15 protein-coding genes are annotated in these 14,225 nt (G+C 63.3%); 7 read left to right on the top strand and 8 right to left on the bottom strand.

Translation table 11 applies throughout. From position 1 onward, the window contains the following. Positions 1-19: 19 nt before the first annotated feature. Both CW360_RS16840 and CW360_RS12480 read right to left on the bottom strand, forming a co-directional pair. Entirely contained in the window at positions 20-589 is a 570-nt protein-coding gene (locus CW360_RS16840) for a hypothetical protein (protein WP_157825303.1), read from the bottom strand. 87 nt (positions 590-676) lie between these two features. Continuing rightward, positions 677-1,015 carry a DUF6678 family protein gene (locus CW360_RS12480; RefSeq protein WP_212633298.1) on the bottom strand — a complete coding sequence of 113 codons (339 nt, stop codon included), beginning with the start codon at positions 1,013-1,015 and terminating at the stop codon, positions 677-679. Positions 1,016-1,404: 389 nt separating this feature from the next. On the opposite strand from CW360_RS12480, the gene CW360_RS12475 reads away from it, so the two are divergent. From CW360_RS12475 to CW360_RS12460, 4 genes are all read left to right on the top strand, one after another. Further along, positions 1,405-1,959 (top strand): LemA family protein, encoded by a 555-nt coding sequence (locus CW360_RS12475; RefSeq protein WP_101193920.1) that lies wholly within the window; start codon positions 1,405-1,407, stop codon positions 1,957-1,959. A gap of 1 nt (position 1,960) precedes the next feature. Further along, positions 1,961-3,889: a DUF2207 domain-containing protein gene (locus CW360_RS12470; protein WP_101193919.1), complete on the top strand. Its 1,929-nt coding sequence runs from the start codon at positions 1,961-1,963 to the stop codon at positions 3,887-3,889. A gap of 174 nt (positions 3,890-4,063) precedes the next feature. After that, positions 4,064-4,747: a Crp/Fnr family transcriptional regulator gene (locus tag CW360_RS12465; protein WP_101193918.1), complete on the top strand. Its 684-nt coding sequence runs from the start codon at positions 4,064-4,066 to the stop codon at positions 4,745-4,747. Between the two features lie 65 nt (positions 4,748-4,812). After that, complete coding sequence (locus CW360_RS12460) at positions 4,813-5,004, top strand: DnrP protein (protein WP_093986108.1); 192 nt, start codon at positions 4,813-4,815, stop codon at positions 5,002-5,004. 55 nt (positions 5,005-5,059) lie between these two features. Here the strand turns inward: CW360_RS12460 and CW360_RS12455 are convergent, their stop codons facing one another. The 6 genes from CW360_RS12455 to CW360_RS12430 all read right to left on the bottom strand — a co-directional run bounded on the left by CW360_RS12455 (position 5,060) and on the right by CW360_RS12430 (position 10,661). Continuing rightward, a complete protein-coding gene (locus CW360_RS12455) occupies positions 5,060-6,904 on the bottom strand; it encodes a nitric oxide reductase activation protein NorD (RefSeq protein WP_101193917.1) in 1,845 nt (614 codons plus the stop codon). Positions 6,905-7,031: 127 nt separating this feature from the next. Continuing rightward, positions 7,032-8,444: a cbb3-type cytochrome c oxidase subunit I gene (locus CW360_RS12450; protein ID WP_093986106.1), complete on the bottom strand. Its 1,413-nt coding sequence runs from the start codon at positions 8,442-8,444 to the stop codon at positions 7,032-7,034. 3 nt (positions 8,445-8,447) lie between these two features. Continuing rightward, the gene (locus CW360_RS12445) at positions 8,448-8,888 is read right to left on the bottom strand and encodes a c-type cytochrome (protein ID WP_093986105.1); all 441 of its coding nucleotides are present in this window, start codon (positions 8,886-8,888) and stop codon (positions 8,448-8,450) included. Between the two features lie 135 nt (positions 8,889-9,023). After that, the gene (locus CW360_RS12440; RefSeq protein ID WP_093986104.1) at positions 9,024-9,278 is read right to left on the bottom strand and encodes a cytochrome C oxidase subunit IV family protein; all 255 of its coding nucleotides are present in this window, start codon (positions 9,276-9,278) and stop codon (positions 9,024-9,026) included. Positions 9,279-9,286: 8 nt separating this feature from the next. Beyond that, on the bottom strand, positions 9,287-9,895 hold the full coding sequence (locus CW360_RS12435) for a cytochrome c oxidase subunit 3 (protein ID WP_093986103.1): 609 nt from the start codon (positions 9,893-9,895) through the stop codon (positions 9,287-9,289). Further along, entirely contained in the window at positions 9,879-10,661 is a 783-nt protein-coding gene (locus CW360_RS12430; RefSeq protein WP_165765318.1) for a CbbQ/NirQ/NorQ/GpvN family protein, read from the bottom strand. The genes CW360_RS12435 and CW360_RS12430 overlap by 17 nt, the downstream gene beginning before the upstream one ends. A 212-nt stretch (positions 10,662-10,873) precedes the next feature. Here CW360_RS12430 and CW360_RS12425 point away from each other — a divergent pair, with 212 nt between their 5' ends. The 3 genes from CW360_RS12425 (at position 10,874) to CW360_RS12415 (ending at position 14,143) form a co-directional block, all read left to right on the top strand. Continuing rightward, positions 10,874-12,559 carry a nitrite reductase gene (locus CW360_RS12425; protein ID WP_101193916.1) on the top strand — a complete coding sequence of 562 codons (1,686 nt, stop codon included), beginning with the start codon at positions 10,874-10,876 and terminating at the stop codon, positions 12,557-12,559. 64 nt (positions 12,560-12,623) lie between these two features. Continuing rightward, entirely contained in the window at positions 12,624-13,217 is a 594-nt protein-coding gene (locus CW360_RS12420) for a NapC/NirT family cytochrome c (protein ID WP_093986101.1), read from the top strand. A 50-nt stretch (positions 13,218-13,267) separates the two neighbouring features. Beyond that, on the top strand, positions 13,268-14,143 hold the full coding sequence (locus CW360_RS12415) for an ethylbenzene dehydrogenase-related protein (RefSeq protein WP_093986100.1): 876 nt from the start codon (positions 13,268-13,270) through the stop codon (positions 14,141-14,143). Positions 14,144-14,225 lie beyond the last annotated feature (82 nt).

Here is a 14,225-nt window from a genome sequence, read left to right as displayed (position 1 = left end):
CGGAACGTGGTCTGCTCCCTCATTTTGACCTGTGATCGATTGAGCGCTTGGCCCCGCTACGCGAACTACAGAATGGCCAGGGCAAGAAGTCCACAACAGGCCGGATAGTCGAATGCAACCGCGCTGACGGCAGGTGCAAAAGCAACGCTTTGCTCACTACTTGCGGGGAGAGTCCATATACAATTGTTATGCTCGCGGTTTCACTGCTACCTTCTTTTTCCTGCCCCAAAACTGCCCTTATAAAGTAATCGTGAGTCGAGCAGGTCTTCACTTTTTTCTCTGACTGGCTCGGAGGTGGGTAATATTTCTGGCGTCGGTTTTTTCTTTTTCGTCTATTTTCTTTGCGCCGAATTTTCTTTTCTAACGCGCCAATACTTTTTAGATTGAAATCTTTAAGAAGATTTTTGGCCTTTATTGAAAGGGGGCTAGCTTTGGTTTCTGGATAGTTCTCATTTAGGCTGGATAAGCACTTGTGGAGCTCTAGTAGGAATGCTTTCGAAGGTGTCTGGTCTGAGCGCTCATGACCTCGTAGTAAATCTCGAATTTTTTCAAGAGCTATTTGTTTTTCAGTGAGATCAATGCGAAACATCAGGCAGCCCTTAATGCATAACGTGTAGCTAAGGGGCGCGCCGAAGGCGCGTCCCAGCGACCAAAGGGAGCGAACTTGAGCGTAGGGTTAGAGCTTTGCATACTCAATTTGCTGGCCTGGTTGGATATAGCCATACACACGAAACCCATCTGAGATTTCTTCTGTTGGTACATGGACTCTGTCGAGCACAGAGAGCACGCTATGCCTTTGTTCATTTGATTCGGTACGAATTTCAACCCATTCGGTAAGTTCGTACCCTCCTTCTCGAAAGTGGTAGTACCACTCACGATCCCACGGGGTGACGAATCCGTTTTCCCAGCACTTTGTGCGCCACGCGGGTGCTGGTTCAAGTTCATACATAGCCAAGCGCAATTCATCCCACTTCGTGTTGTTCATCACAGGAATAAGGTGGGGCGGAGTTTTCATGATTGGCTCTAACAGTGATTAGACGGAATTCTTTACTAACGCGATAGTAGCGACTTCCATCTAACTGCGCAGCCTACGCCACTCCACCCACCACAAAACCAAAACAAATCAATACCTTACCCGCCCCATCCCGCCGCTTAACGTATTCGCGCGACGTCTGTTTTATGCCTGGCCTGTGCCAAATACCGCGAGCGCGTAACGTCGCCGGGTGGCGGGGTCAGCATGGCTTGGCCGCTTGCGTTGTGTTGCCGGGGCTGGCGCTGCGCCCCCGCCGCCCGGCACACGGGAAAAATGCGGAGTTGTGCCTGTTTCGCGTGTCTGCCGGCGGCTGGCTAGTGCTTCGCTGGCGGGCCGCGACTACCATGCCGCATCGACAAGGATGCCCCTCCATGACCTGGCTGTTCTATACCCTGCCACTGCTTCTGCTGCTCGCCGCCATCTGGATTTACAACCGCCTGGTGTTCAACCGGCAGCGGGTGGCCGAGGCCTGGAGTGGTATCGAGGTGCAGCTCAAGCGCCGTTCCAGCCTGATTCCGCCGCTGGTCGAGTGCGTGCGCCAGTACCAGCAGCATGAGCAGGACACCCTGCTGCAAGTAACCCGTCTGCGCGAACAGGCCGAGGCCCTGCAGGGTGCGGCCAGTGCGGCGCGCAGCCAGGCGGAAAGCCGCCTGGGGCAGAGCCTGCGCCAGCTCTGCGTGCGCCTGGAAAGTTATCCGCAGTTGCAGGCCGACCGTCACTACCTGGAGCTGCAACAGGCGATCAGCGACTGCGAGCAGCATATCCAGATGGCCCGCCGCTATTACAACGGGGCGGTTCGGGCGCTCAACGTGCTGGTCGAATCCTTGCCGAGCAACCTGGTGGCGCGCCTGTGCGGCTTCCAGATGGCGGCCTATTTCACCCTGGACGACGCCAGCCAGGGCGAGTCCCCCCGTCTGGAGTTCTGAGATGCGCCATTACTGGAGCCGCCTGCTGCTCTGCCTGGGCCTGTGTCTACTGGCCGCCGGCCTGCACGCCGAGGAGCGCGAGCTGATCGAGGACTTTGCGGTGACCCTGCGCCTGGATACACAGGGCATGCTGCAGGTCAGCGAGCGCATCACTGTGTATGCCACCGGCCAGCAGATCCGCCGCGGCATCTACCGCGACCTGCCGGTGCGCTACCGCCTGCCGGGCGGTTTGTGGCGGCAGACTCCGATCGAGCAGTTCAGCGCCAGCCGCGATGGCCGCCCGGAAAGCGTGCACCGCGAGCGCCAGGGCTCCTACGAGCGCTTCTACCTCGGCTCGCCCTATGAGCTGCTGAAGCCGGGGCGCTACACCTATCAGTTGAATTACCGGGTCGATGCCCAGCTGATCGCCCATGCCGAGCGTGACGAGCTGTACTGGAACGTCACCGGCAACGACTGGCAGTTCCCGATCCTGCGTGCCTCGCTGTTCTTGCAATTGCCGGATGGCGCGCAGATCGCCCAGGTGGCCGCCTATACCGGCAGCCGGGGTGAGCAGGGCGAATCCTTTGCCGTGCTGCAACAGGGCAACAACAGCTTGCGCCTGCGCACCAGCGCGCCTCTCGCGGTGCAGCAGGGGCTGACCGTGACGGTGGACTGGCCGCGCGGGGTGGTCGTGCGCCCCGACTTGGCCCAGCGCAGCCTGCGCCTGTTGTTCGACAACCCCGGCAGCAGCCTCGGCCTGCTCCTGCTGCTGGTCAGCCTGGGCTATTACCTGCACCAGTGGCGCCGCGTGGGCCGCGATCCGCAGGCCGGCCTGGTGATTCCGCGCTTCCAGGGGCCGCACGGGCTGCTGCCCGCAGAAGTTGGCTACCTGTGGCGGCGTGGCCGGCAGAGCGAGGCCGAGGCGCTCAGCCTGAGCTTCACCGACTGGGCGATTCGCGGCCTGCTGTTGCTCAAGGACCGGCCCCGCGCCGAAGGCTTTGTGCTGCAACCCGGCAAGCTCGACAGCGCCGAGCAGCAACCCGCCGAACAGGCGCTGCTGCGCGAGCTGTTCCCGCAGGGCCGGCAGAGTGCGGCGCTGACCCTCGGCACGCGCTATGAAAAGCGCCTGGCGGCACTCCAGGATGCGCTGCAGGAGCACCTGCAAAGCCGCGCCAAGGCGTGGTACGCGCGCAATCGCCGCGACTGGGCCTATGGCCTGTTGCTGGCGTTGCCCGGCATGCTGCTCAGCGTGGTACTCAGTGTCGAACCGGGGGACGAGCTGGGCATGGCCATCGCCGGCATGCTGTTCAGCGTCGGTTTCGGCCTGCCGGGCGCGCTGGTGGTGCGCGTTGGGCTCAGCGATAACCAGTGGAGCGGGCGGCTGATGCTGCTGTTCTTCGGCGGGATGTTCGTGCTGGCTGCCTGCCTGGGCCTGGCCTTTTTGCTGTCGGCCACCAGCCTGCCGGTCTGGCTGCTGCTGGCCGGCTACCTGGCGCTGCTCATTGGCTTCTATTTCTGGCTGGAAGCGCCCAGTGCGCTGGGCCAGCAACTGCTCGATGAGCTGGCCGGCTACCGTGAGTACCTGAGCCTGGCGGAAAGCGACAGCCTGGCCCGTGCTGGCGATGCCCCGGCGATGAGCATTGCTCTCTACGAGCAACACCTGCCCTATGCCATGGCCCTGGGCGTGGAGGCGCGCTGGACCGCGCGTTTCAGCCAGGCCATCGCCACCGGGCTGATCGAACCCGGCGAGCAGGGCTACCAGCCACGCTGGTACGACTCGCGGCGGCCGATCAGCTCGCCTGCGGCCCTCACCGCCAGCCTGGGCAGCAGCCTGGCACTGGCCAGCAGCAGCGCCAGCACACCGCCGGCGAGCAGTTCGTCGAGCAGCGGCAGCTCCGGCGGCGGCTCCTCCGGGGGTGGCAGCGGCGGCGGCGGTGGCGGCGGCTGGTAGGGGCAACATGCCGCAGGGCGCGGCCCGTCTGCGCGCCTGCGCTACACTGTTCCTTTGTCGGGGTTGGCGTATCATGAGCGCCGCTTCCCGGCTCACGCCAACCGCAGCGGGTGCCGACCGACTCCCAGAGCAAGGCCCGACCTTGCCCAACGCTTTCATTCAGGATGCCAACGCATGGGGCCACATCGCGTACACCAGCAGATCTTGCGCAGCCACCACCTGTTCGAACCGCTCAGTGAAGAACAGCTCGACGAACTGCTGGAGTCCAGCCAACTGCTCAACCTGGAGAAAGGCGACACGCTGTTCATCCAGGGCGAGAAGGCGCAGTCCTTCTACTTCATCATTTCCGGCTGCGTGAAAATCTACCGCCTGACCCCGGATGGCCAGGAAAAGATCTTCGAGGTGATCGGCGACCGGCAGACCTTCGCCGAAGCGATGATGCTGATGGACACCCCCAACTACGTGGCCTCGGCGCAGGCGGTGGGCCCCAGCCAGCTGTTCCGTTTCTCCAACGCCGCCTACATGCGCCTGCTGCAGGCCAACCAGCGGCTGACTTTCGCGCTGATCGGCAAGCTGTGCATCCGCCTGCACCAGCGCCTTAACGAGATCGAAACCCTGTCGCTGAAGAACGCCACCCACCGCGTGGTGCGCTACTTCCTCGCGCAGCTGGCACAGCTGCCGGACGGCGAGACGCGCATCGAGCTGCCGGTGACCAAGCAGCTGGTGGCCGGGCACCTGTCGATCCAGCCGGAAACCTTTTCGCGGATCATCCGCCGCCTGAGTGACGAGGGCATCATCGACCTCGATGGCCGGCAGATCACCGTGCTCGACCGCGCGCGCCTGGAGCAGTTCGAGTAAGCCTTGATCGCCGTCATGCACGCTCGCCCTGGCCGGCTGGCACTGTAGCGACACAGGAGGGCAGCATGGCCAAGTGTTTGTATTGTCAGCAGGACAACCCCGCCACGGCGGATGAATGCGAGAACTGCGGGATGCCGCTGCCGCGCCTGGCCGAACAGGCCGCCGAGCGCAAGCAGCGGCGCTTCCTGTGGTTCTGCATCGGCTTGACGGTGTTTTGCGCGGTGATCATCGTGTGGTTCCCGCGCACCATCAGCTGAGTGTTCCGCACCTTGCACAACGCCCCGCCAGTCCTGCTGGCGGGGCGTTGTCGTTTCAGTCGCGGGTCAGCTGGCGATACAGCTGCGGCAGGCGGGTCGGCAGTTGCTCGGGCTGGTGGATCAGCGTGTAGCCATTGGCGCCGAACATGTACGGCAGGTAGGCACCGGCCTCGCGGTCGATGGTGATGCAGAACGGCAGCAGGCCCTTGCTGCGCGCCTCGAGCACCGCCTGGCGGGTGTCCTCGACACCGTAGCGGCCTTCGTAGAGGTCGATATCGTTGGGCTTGCCGTCGGTGACCAGCAGCAGCAGCTTGCGCCGTTGCGGGCAGCCTTCCAGTTGCCGGGTGGCCTGGCGGATCGCCGCGCCCATGCGCGTGTAGTAGCCGGGCTTGAGCGCCTGGATGCGCCCGCGGGTGTCGTCGTTGTAGCGCTGCTGAAAGCTTTTCAGCTCCTGCAGACGCACCTGCTGGCGACGCAGCGAGGAAAAGCCGTACAGCGCAAAGTCATCACCGACCGCCGACAGGGCCTCGCCAAACAGCAGCAGGCTGTCGACGATCACGTCGATCACCCGGCTGTGGTTGTTGAGGTGCGCATCGGTGGACATCGACAGGTCGGCCAGCAGCAGGCAGGCCAGGTCGCGCCGGGTGTTGCGCTGCTCCATGAACAGGCCGCGCTCGGCACACTGGCCGTGCTGGCGCTCGACGTGGAAGTCCAGCCAGGCCTGCAGGTCCAGCTCGCTGCCCTGCGGCTGGCCGCGCAGCCACTGGCGGGTATGCCGCAGGTTCTCGAATTGCCGGCGCAGGCGCCGGGCCAGCGGCGCGAGGTGCGCAGGCAGGCCCTTGGGTTCGCTGCCACGCGGCAGCATCAGTTGCAGGTTGACGAAGTCATCGATGAGCTGCTGCTTGCGGTAGTCCCACTCCGGCAGCTTGATGCCCGGGCCCAGCGGCAGGTCGTCGAAATCCGCGGCCGGCAGGTCGAGGTCGAGCTTCAGCCCGCCGCCCTTGCGCATGCGCTTGCGCGACAGGGCCAGTTCGTCGAGGTCTTCGGCAACCCGGCTGGCATCGAGGTCTTCGCTGTCGTCTTCGCAGCGGTCCAGCTCGACGTGCTCGGACCAGCTGAACAGGTTTTCCAGGCGGAACAGCAGCAGACCGTCCTTGCCGCTCTGCTCCTCGATACGCTTGCCGCGCTTGCGCAGCTTGCTGTCCTGGCGCGGCGGCTGGCCGCCCTGCTCTTCGCCGTTGTCTTCGCTCAGCTCGCTGCTTTGCGGCGCGCCGAGGTTTTCCGCCGGGTACAGCCACATCGGCAGCGGCCAGGGCGCCCGCTCGCTGCGCGGGAACTGGCTGACACTGCCCGGCTCACGCAGCGCCTGCTGCAGGGCGCGCTCCAGCGCGGCTTCCTCGCGCGGCAGCTGCGCGGGGTCCGGGCGCAGAGGCAGGTGCGCTTCGACCAGGCGCTGATAGCGCGGCCGTAGCGCGGGGAATTGTTCCAGCAGTTGCTGGGTCCAGCGCTGGTTGTCGCGTGCCCAGTGGCGCATCGGCCCGGACTGCGCGGCGAGCAGCGCCAGCCAGCGGTACAGCTCCTGGTTCAGCGCCACCTGCGGGTACACCGCCAGGCTGGCCGGCAGGCGCAGGTTGTTGCTGTCGCACCAGGCCACCGGCAGTTGCTGGCAGGTGCCGGCGACCTGTTGCACCAGGTTGCGGCGCACCAGCAGTTCGCGAGCACTGGCGGCATCGACACTGACCCCGGCGGCACCGCCGAGGGCTCTGAACAGTAAGGCCAGGGAACGCTGCATGCTCTGCAGCTCGACCCGGGCCTCGGGGAAATCGGGGCTGGCGCGGCGGGTGATGAAGCGGTGCCAGGCACTGCCGACCCATTCTTCCAATTCGACGGTAAAGGCCATGATTCACCTGCACAGTCGGGGCACCCCCCGGCCAGTTGTGGCGTTTCCCGCAGGGAACGCTCCGTTACAGACGACTACGGCCCGCTGTACCAGCCGGGCCGTAATCCGTGGCTAGCTACCCAAGGGGTCAGGCGCTGGCCACTACACCACCTTCACGACGCTGACGGAAGCTCATCAGGTAGCAGATCAGGCCTACCAGGAAGAACACCCCGGCAACCAGACGCAGCCAGAAGAACAGCGCCAGCTGGTCAGCCGTGTTCATGAAGGACATGGCCGCCCCGTCAGCCGGGATACGCTGCAGCCATACCTGCACCACGCCAGCGGCCGTCAGGAACAGGGTGATCAGCACCATCGAGATGGTCATCAGCCAGAAGCCCCAGACCTCTACGCGCTGTGCCTTCGGACCCGGTGCTTCACCCAGGCCACGCAGGCGCGGCATGGCGTAGCTGATCATGGTCATGACGATCATCGCGTAGGCGCCGTAGAAGGCCAGGTGGCCGTGTGCGGCGGTCAGCTGCGAACCGTGGGTGTAGTAGTTGACCGGAGCCAGGGTGTGCATGAAGCCCCACACGCCCGCGCCGAGGAAGGCAGTGACCGTGGTGCCCATGGCCCACAGCGAAGCCACCTTGTTCGGGTGTTCGCGACGGCGACGGTTAACCATGTTGAAGGCGAACAGCACCATGGCGAAGAACGGCAGCGGTTCCAGGGCCGAGAAGATCGAACCCAGCCACAGCCACACGGGCGGCGCACCGATGAAGAAGTAGTGGTGACCGGTACCGATGATGCCGGTGATCAGCGCCATGGCGATGATGACGTACAGCCACTTCTCGACCACTTCGCGGTCAACGCCGGTGACCTTGATCAGCACGAAGGCCAGCATCGAACCCATGATCAGTTCCCACACGCCTTCTACCCACAGGTGTACGACCCACCACCAGTAGTATTTGTCGCGCGCCAGGTTCTCCGGGTTGTAGAAGGAGAACAGGAAGAACACCGCCAGGCCGATCAGACCGGTCATCATCACCACGCTGACGGTGGTCTTGCGACCTTTCAGCAGGGTCATGCCGATGTTGTAGAGGAAGCCCAGGGCCACCACGACAATACCGATCTTGGTAATGGTCGGCTGTTCAAGGAACTCCCGGCCCATGGTTGGCAGCAGCTCGTTGCCAGTCATCTTGGCCAGGCCGGCATAGGGCACCAGCAGATAGCCAAGGATGGTCAGCACGCCAGCGCCGGCGAACACCCAGAAGAGGATCAGCGCCAGTTTCGGGCTATGCAGTTCGCGGTCGGCTTCCTCGGGAATGAGGTAGTAGGCCGCGCCCATGAAGCCGAACAGCAACCAGACGATCAGCAGGTTGGTATGCACCATGCGCGCTACGTTGAACGGAATGAGCGGGAACAGGAAGTCACCGATCACGTATTGCAGACCCATGATCAGGCCGAACAGTACCTGCCCGACAAACAGCATCATGGCAAACACGAAGTAGGGCTTGGCCACGGCCTGCGATTGGAATTTGAGATGCGGATTCATGACGGTCATCTCTCAGCCCTCCTTGTTCGGCGGCCAGTTGTTGGTATCGATCTTCGAGGTCCACTTGAGGAACTCGGCCAGATCGTCCACTTCCTGCTCGCTCAGGTTGAACTGCGGCATCGCCCGACGACCGGGTACGCCCAGCGGCTGCGCCTTCATCCACGCGTGCAGGAAGGGCACGAAGGCCGCATCGCCGCCGCGACGGACGAACACGTTGCCCAGCTCGGGTGCGAAGTACGCACCTTCACCCAGCAGCGAGTGGCAGCCCACGCAGTTGTTTTGTTCCCAGACCAATTTGCCGCGAACCACTGATTCGTTCATTTCCGATTCATTGGTTCGTTCTGGAAAGGTCTGCTCGGTGTGATAGGTCAAGGCCAGGAATAACAGGAAGAAGAACACGCTTCCCCCGAAGTAGATATTCCGGGCCATACCCTTGGTGAAGGTCTCGGACATGATTGTCCTCCTAGTGGCTGTGCGATTCCATTGTAGGGAGGGGGGGTCGCCAATCCGCTTGATGGGAATCAAGAAGTCCTTGATCGAATTACTCGGATTAGCCGTCCTACAGGCGCTGGCGCGCCACGCACCGGCTCAGCGCAGGGCGATGCTGAGCCAGATGGTCAGGCCCAGGCTGAGCGGCCAGCCGAGCATCAGGCCACGCCAGAACCAGTTGGCGTGGCGCATCTCCATGAAGCCGTCGATGATCAGCCAGGCCTTGCCCAGCGCCACCAGTAGCACCCCGCCGGCCAGCAACGGCGTGGCCCCGGCCGCGCCCAGCTCGACGGTGAGCAGGGACAGCAGCAGCAGGCCCAGCCAGCACAGCAGCAGGTATTTCCAGGAAGCCATGCGTTACCTCAGTTGAGTACGTAGACCAGCGGGAACAGCACCACCCACACCAGGTCGACCATGTGCCAGTACAGCACCCCGGACACCAGGCCACTGCACTGCTGCGGCGCATAGGCCAGGCGCCAGCAGCGCCAGGCCATGAAGGCGAGGATCAGCATGCCCAGCAGCACATGCAGGAAGTGGAAGGCGGTGAGAATCCAGTACAGGGTGAAGAAGGTGTTGTGCTCCATGTCCAGCCCGGCCTGCAGCAGGTGCGCGTACTCCTGCAGCTTCAGCCACACGTACACGCAGGCGCTGCCCAGCGCGGCCAGCAGCCAGCCCGCCGCCTGCCGCGAACGGGCGGCACGCACCTGTTCCACGGCCAGCGCGGCAAACAACCCGGAGGTCAGCAGGCTGAGGGTCAGGGCCAGGCCGGTGGAGGTATCCAGCAGCGCCCGGCTGGCCTGGAACAACTCCAGGCGCAGCGCCTGGGTGACCGCAAAGGCCACGATGCAGATACCGAACACCGTCAGCTCGGCGAGGATGAAGAACCACATCGCCAGGTCGCCAGGCAGGCTGGCGAACAGGCCGGGACGCTGCAGATCGGAACCCTGCAGCGCCTCAGGTGAAGTGGACATCGACCACGTCCATCAGCGCCGCCACGGTCTGCGGATCATCCGACAGCGGTTCGGCCAGGCAGGCCAGGCAGGCCTCGCGCGGTGCCATGCCGGCCTTGATCATGCGCGCGGCGAAGATCAGCAGGCGGGTCGAAGCCACTTCTTCCAGATCATGCTGTTCCAGACGGCGGAGTGCCTGACCGAGCTTGACCACCTGCGCCGCTAGCGCGGCATCCACCTGTGCCTCGTTGGCGACGATGCGCTCTTCCTCCGCCGCCGGCGGGTAGTCGAAACGCAAGGCGACAAAGCGCTGCCGGGTACTCGGCTTCATGCCCTTGAGCAGGTTCTGGTAACCGGGGTTATAGGACACCACCAGCATGAAACCGGGCGGCGCCTGCAGGGTTTCCCCGGTGCGTTCGAGGAACAGCTCGCGGCGGTTATCGGCCAGCGGGTGGAGGACCACGGCGGTGTCCTGGCGCGCCTCGACCACTTCGTCGAGGTAGCAGATGCCGCCTTCGCGCACCGCGCGGGTCAGCGGACCATCCTGCCACCAGGTGCCCTGCGCGCCGATCAGGTGGCGCCCCACCAGGTCGGCGGCGGACAGGTCGTCATGGCAGGCCACGGTGTACAGCGGCAGGCCCAGGCGGTGCGCCATGTACTGCACGAAACGGGTCTTGCCGCAGCCGGTAGGCCCCTTGATGAGGACCGGCATGCCATGTTTCCAGGCCTGCTCGAACAGGGCTTCTTCGTTACCCAGGGACTGATAGAACGGCGTTGCAGTGCTCACTGGGGGCACCTCGCAATAGCTGAAAGACGGCTGCACGGTAGCTGCGACAAGGCGTCACGCTCAAGGCCCATAGCAGATTCTCTTGATTGCAATCAAGCGAGCATTTACGCGGCGCTGAATAGGATGGCAACGCGCACCAAGCATTTACCCGGGAAACAGCAAGAAAGCCGTCACTTAGCCGGAGTCGCCTACGGCTCCACAGGAGAAAGACCATGAGCATTGCAGGAAAACCCATCTTGGCTGGCGTTGTCGCCGGCTTTTCCCTGCTCGGCCTGTCCATTGCCCAGGCGAACACCGCGCCGGCGATGACCGATGCCGAGAAGGAAGCCGCCAAGCAGATTTATTTCGAACGTTGCGCCGGTTGCCACGGCGTGCTGCGTAAAGGCGCCACCGGCAAGAACCTTGAGCCGCACTGGAGCAAGACCGACGCCGACGGCAAGAAGACCGAGGGCGGCACCCTCAAGCTGGGCACCAAGCGCCTGGAAAACATCATTGCCTATGGCACCGAGGGCGGGATGGTCAACTATGACGACATCCTCACCAAGGAAGAAATCAACATGATGGCGCGCTACATCCAGAACACCCCGGATGTGCCGCCGGAGTTCTCCCTGCAGGACATGAAGGACAGCTGGAAACTCATCGTTCCGGTTGACCAGCGTCCGAAGAAGCAGCTGAACAAGATCAACCTGAAGAACGTCTTCGCCATCACCCTGCGTGACGCCGGCAAGCTGGCCCTGGTCGACGGCGATACGCACAAGATCTGGAAGATCCTCGACACCGGCTACGCGGTACACATCTCGCGCCTGTCGGCTTCCGGCCGCTACGTCTACACCGTGGGCCGCGACGGCCTGACCACCATCATCGACATGTGGTACGAAGAGCCGACCACCGTGGCCACCGTACGCCTCGGTTCCGACGCCCGCTCGGTAGACACCTCCAAGTTCAAGGGCTACGAAGACAAGTACCTGATCGGTGGTACCTACTGGCCGCCGCAGTACTCGATCATGGACGGCGAAACCCTGGAGCCGATCAAGGTCGTTTCCACCCGTGGCCAGACGGTCGACGGCGAATACCACCCCGAGCCGCGCGTGGCGTCCATCGTCGCCTCGCACATCAAGCCGGAGTGGGTGGTCAACGTGAAGGAAACCGGGCAGATCATCCTGGTTGACTACACCGACCTGAAGAACCTCAAGACCACCACCATCGAGTCGGCCAAGTTCCTCCACGACGGCGGCTGGGACATCTCCAAGCGCTACTTCATGGTTGCTGCCAACGCCTCCAACAAGGTCGCGGCGGTGGACACCAAGACCGGCAAGCTGGCCGCGCTGGTCGACACCGCGAAGATCCCGCACCCGGGTCGCGGCGCCAACTTCATCCACCCGCAGTTCGGCCCGGTATGGACCACCGGTCACCTGGGTGATGACGTGGTTTCGCTGATCTCCACCGCTTCCGATGATCCGAAGTTCGCCAAGTACAAGGATCACAACTGGAAGGTGGTGCAGGAACTGAAGATGCCGGGCGCCGGCAACCTGTTCGTGAAGACCCATCCGAAGTCGAAGAACCTCTGGGCTGACGCGCCGATGAACCCTGAGCGGGAAGTCGCCGAATCGGTCTACGTCTATGACCTCAACGACCTGAGCAAGGCACCCAAGCGCCTGGACGTGGCCAAGGACTCCGGCCTGCCGGAAAGCAAGGCGATCCGTCGCGCCACTCACCCCGAGTACAACGAGGCGGGTGACGAAGTGTGGATCTCCCTGTGGGGCGGCAAGACCGACCAGTCGGCCATCGTGATCTACGATGACAAGACCCTGAAGCTGAAGAAGGTGATCACCGATCCGGCCATCGTCACGCCGACTGGCAAGTTCAACGTGTTCAACACCATGCACGACGTGTACTAACCAGTCCACTGGCGCCTGAAAGACCATCCCACGCCCTGTGCGTGGGATGGTTAAGGACATCACCATGAAACTTTTCAAAGGCAAAGACAGCCTGTGGGGCAAACTCAAGCAGCCGAGCGTTCGCTACTCGCTGGGCGTACTGCTGCTGGTTGGCTTCGTCAGCGGGATCATCTTCTGGGGCGGTTTCAACACAGCCATGGAGATGACCAACACCGAGCAGTTCTGCATTTCCTGTCACGAGATGCGTGACAACGTCTACCCGGAATACAAGGAAACCATTCACTACACAAACCGCACCGGCGTCCGTGCGGTCTGTTCCGATTGCCACGTCCCCAAAGAGTGGACGTACAAGATGATCCGCAAGATCGAAGCCTCCAAGGAAGTCTGGGGCAAGCTGGTTGGCACCATCGACACCCGCGAGAAGTTCGAAGCCAAGCGCCTGGAGCTGGCTCGCCGCGAGTGGAAGCGCATGAAGGCCAACGACTCGCGTGAGTGCCGCAACTGCCACAGCCTGGAAAGCATGGCCAGCGAAAAGCAGAAGCAGCGCGCGCGCAAGCAGCATGAAATGGCCCGCGAAGACAACCTGACCTGCATCGATTGCCACAAGGGTATTGCCCACCACAAGCCCGAAGGCATGACCGACGAAGACGAAGAATAAGCGTCGCCGCACATGTGGATTGGCCCAACGTACCGAATGAGGAACACGCTATGCACAAGACCCTGATGGCTACCGCGGTTAGCGCCGCCCTGAGCCTGGCCGCCGGCACCGCCCTGGCCGCTGCACCGGCCGACTGGAGTGGCATCCAGGCCAAGGAAATCACCCTGTTCTATCCCGGCACCTCGGCGATGGAATGGATCACCAAGGGCACCGAGCACGGCGGCGCACGCGCCCTGAGAAAAGGCGAGACCTGCGCCGACTGCCACTCCGAGGAAGCCGCCGATGTCGGCAACCTGATCGTCAGCGGCGAGAAGAACGAGCCCAGCCCGATCGCCGGCAAGGCCGGCTTCATCAATGCCAAGGTGCAGGCCGCGCATGACGGCGAGCAGCTCTACCTGCGCTTCACCTGGCAACAGCCGAAAGCCTCCGGGGCAGCGCCCATGGATGCCGACAACCCGGTGAAGATCGCCTACCTGCTGGAAGACGGCGGCAAGGTTGAGCTGGCCGAACAGGGCGGCTGCTGGGGCAGCTGCCACGGCGGTGTACGCACCATGCCCGGCGGCGACGAACAGAAGACCAAGTACGTCAAGGATGGCTCGCTGGCCAACGGCGTGTACTACGACCTCAACCAGTGGCGCAGCGGCGAGAACAAGGCCTACGACGGGCATATCGCCGAGGCACGGGTCATGGAAGGCGGCACCGCCCTGGTCGGCGCGGAAGGCAGCCAGAATGGCGACACCTGGAGCGTGGTATTCACCCGCAAGTTCACTGGCGGTGAAGGTGACGTGAGCCTGGCCTCCGGCAAGGTCTACAACTTCGGCTTCGCCATCCACGATGACAGCGCCACCGGGCGTTATCACCACGTCTCGCTCGGCTACAAGCTGGGTATCGACGCCGAGGCCGACATCACGGCCAGCAAGCAGTAAAGCGTGGCGTTGTCGGGCCTCGACAAGCGGCCCCGCAGCGCCCAGGCCGACCTACCCGGTCGGCCTGGTTTTCCTCGGCCCT

Origin of the sequence: Pseudomonas fluvialis, from assembly GCF_002835605.1 — a bacterium.
Classification (GTDB): Bacteria; Pseudomonadota; Gammaproteobacteria; order Pseudomonadales; family Pseudomonadaceae; genus Aquipseudomonas; species Aquipseudomonas fluvialis.
Note: the sequence above shows the minus strand (reverse complement) of the source record. Positions and strands in the feature narration are given on the sequence as shown.

Bases quoted from the DNA above. Each gene is read 5' to 3' on its own strand.
- CW360_RS12455 (WP_101193917.1), bottom strand. From the start codon at position 6,904: ATGGCCTTTACCGTCGAATTGGAAGAATGGGTCGGCAGTGCCTGGCAC.
- CW360_RS12445 (WP_093986105.1), bottom strand. From the start codon at position 8,888: ATGTCCGAGACCTTCACCAAGGGTATGGCCCGGAATATCTACTTCGGG.
- CW360_RS12475 (WP_101193920.1), top strand. From the start codon at position 1,405: ATGACCTGGCTGTTCTATACCCTGCCACTGCTTCTGCTGCTCGCCGCC.
- CW360_RS12425 (WP_101193916.1), top strand. From the start codon at position 10,874: ATGAGCATTGCAGGAAAACCCATCTTGGCTGGCGTTGTCGCCGGCTTT.
- CW360_RS12465 (WP_101193918.1), top strand. From the start codon at position 4,064: ATGGGGCCACATCGCGTACACCAGCAGATCTTGCGCAGCCACCACCTG.
- CW360_RS12450 (WP_093986106.1), bottom strand. From the start codon at position 8,444: ATGACCGTCATGAATCCGCATCTCAAATTCCAATCGCAGGCCGTGGCC.
- CW360_RS12435 (WP_093986103.1), bottom strand. From the start codon at position 9,895: ATGTCCACTTCACCTGAGGCGCTGCAGGGTTCCGATCTGCAGCGTCCC.
- CW360_RS16840 (WP_157825303.1), bottom strand. From the start codon at position 589: ATGTTTCGCATTGATCTCACTGAAAAACAAATAGCTCTTGAAAAAATT.
- CW360_RS12460 (WP_093986108.1), top strand. From the start codon at position 4,813: ATGGCCAAGTGTTTGTATTGTCAGCAGGACAACCCCGCCACGGCGGAT.
- CW360_RS12470 (WP_101193919.1), top strand. From the start codon at position 1,961: ATGCGCCATTACTGGAGCCGCCTGCTGCTCTGCCTGGGCCTGTGTCTA.
- CW360_RS12415 (WP_093986100.1), top strand. From the start codon at position 13,268: ATGCACAAGACCCTGATGGCTACCGCGGTTAGCGCCGCCCTGAGCCTG.
- CW360_RS12440 (WP_093986104.1), bottom strand. From the start codon at position 9,278: ATGGCTTCCTGGAAATACCTGCTGCTGTGCTGGCTGGGCCTGCTGCTG.
- CW360_RS12480 (WP_212633298.1), bottom strand. From the start codon at position 1,015: ATGAAAACTCCGCCCCACCTTATTCCTGTGATGAACAACACGAAGTGG.
- CW360_RS12420 (WP_093986101.1), top strand. From the start codon at position 12,624: ATGAAACTTTTCAAAGGCAAAGACAGCCTGTGGGGCAAACTCAAGCAG.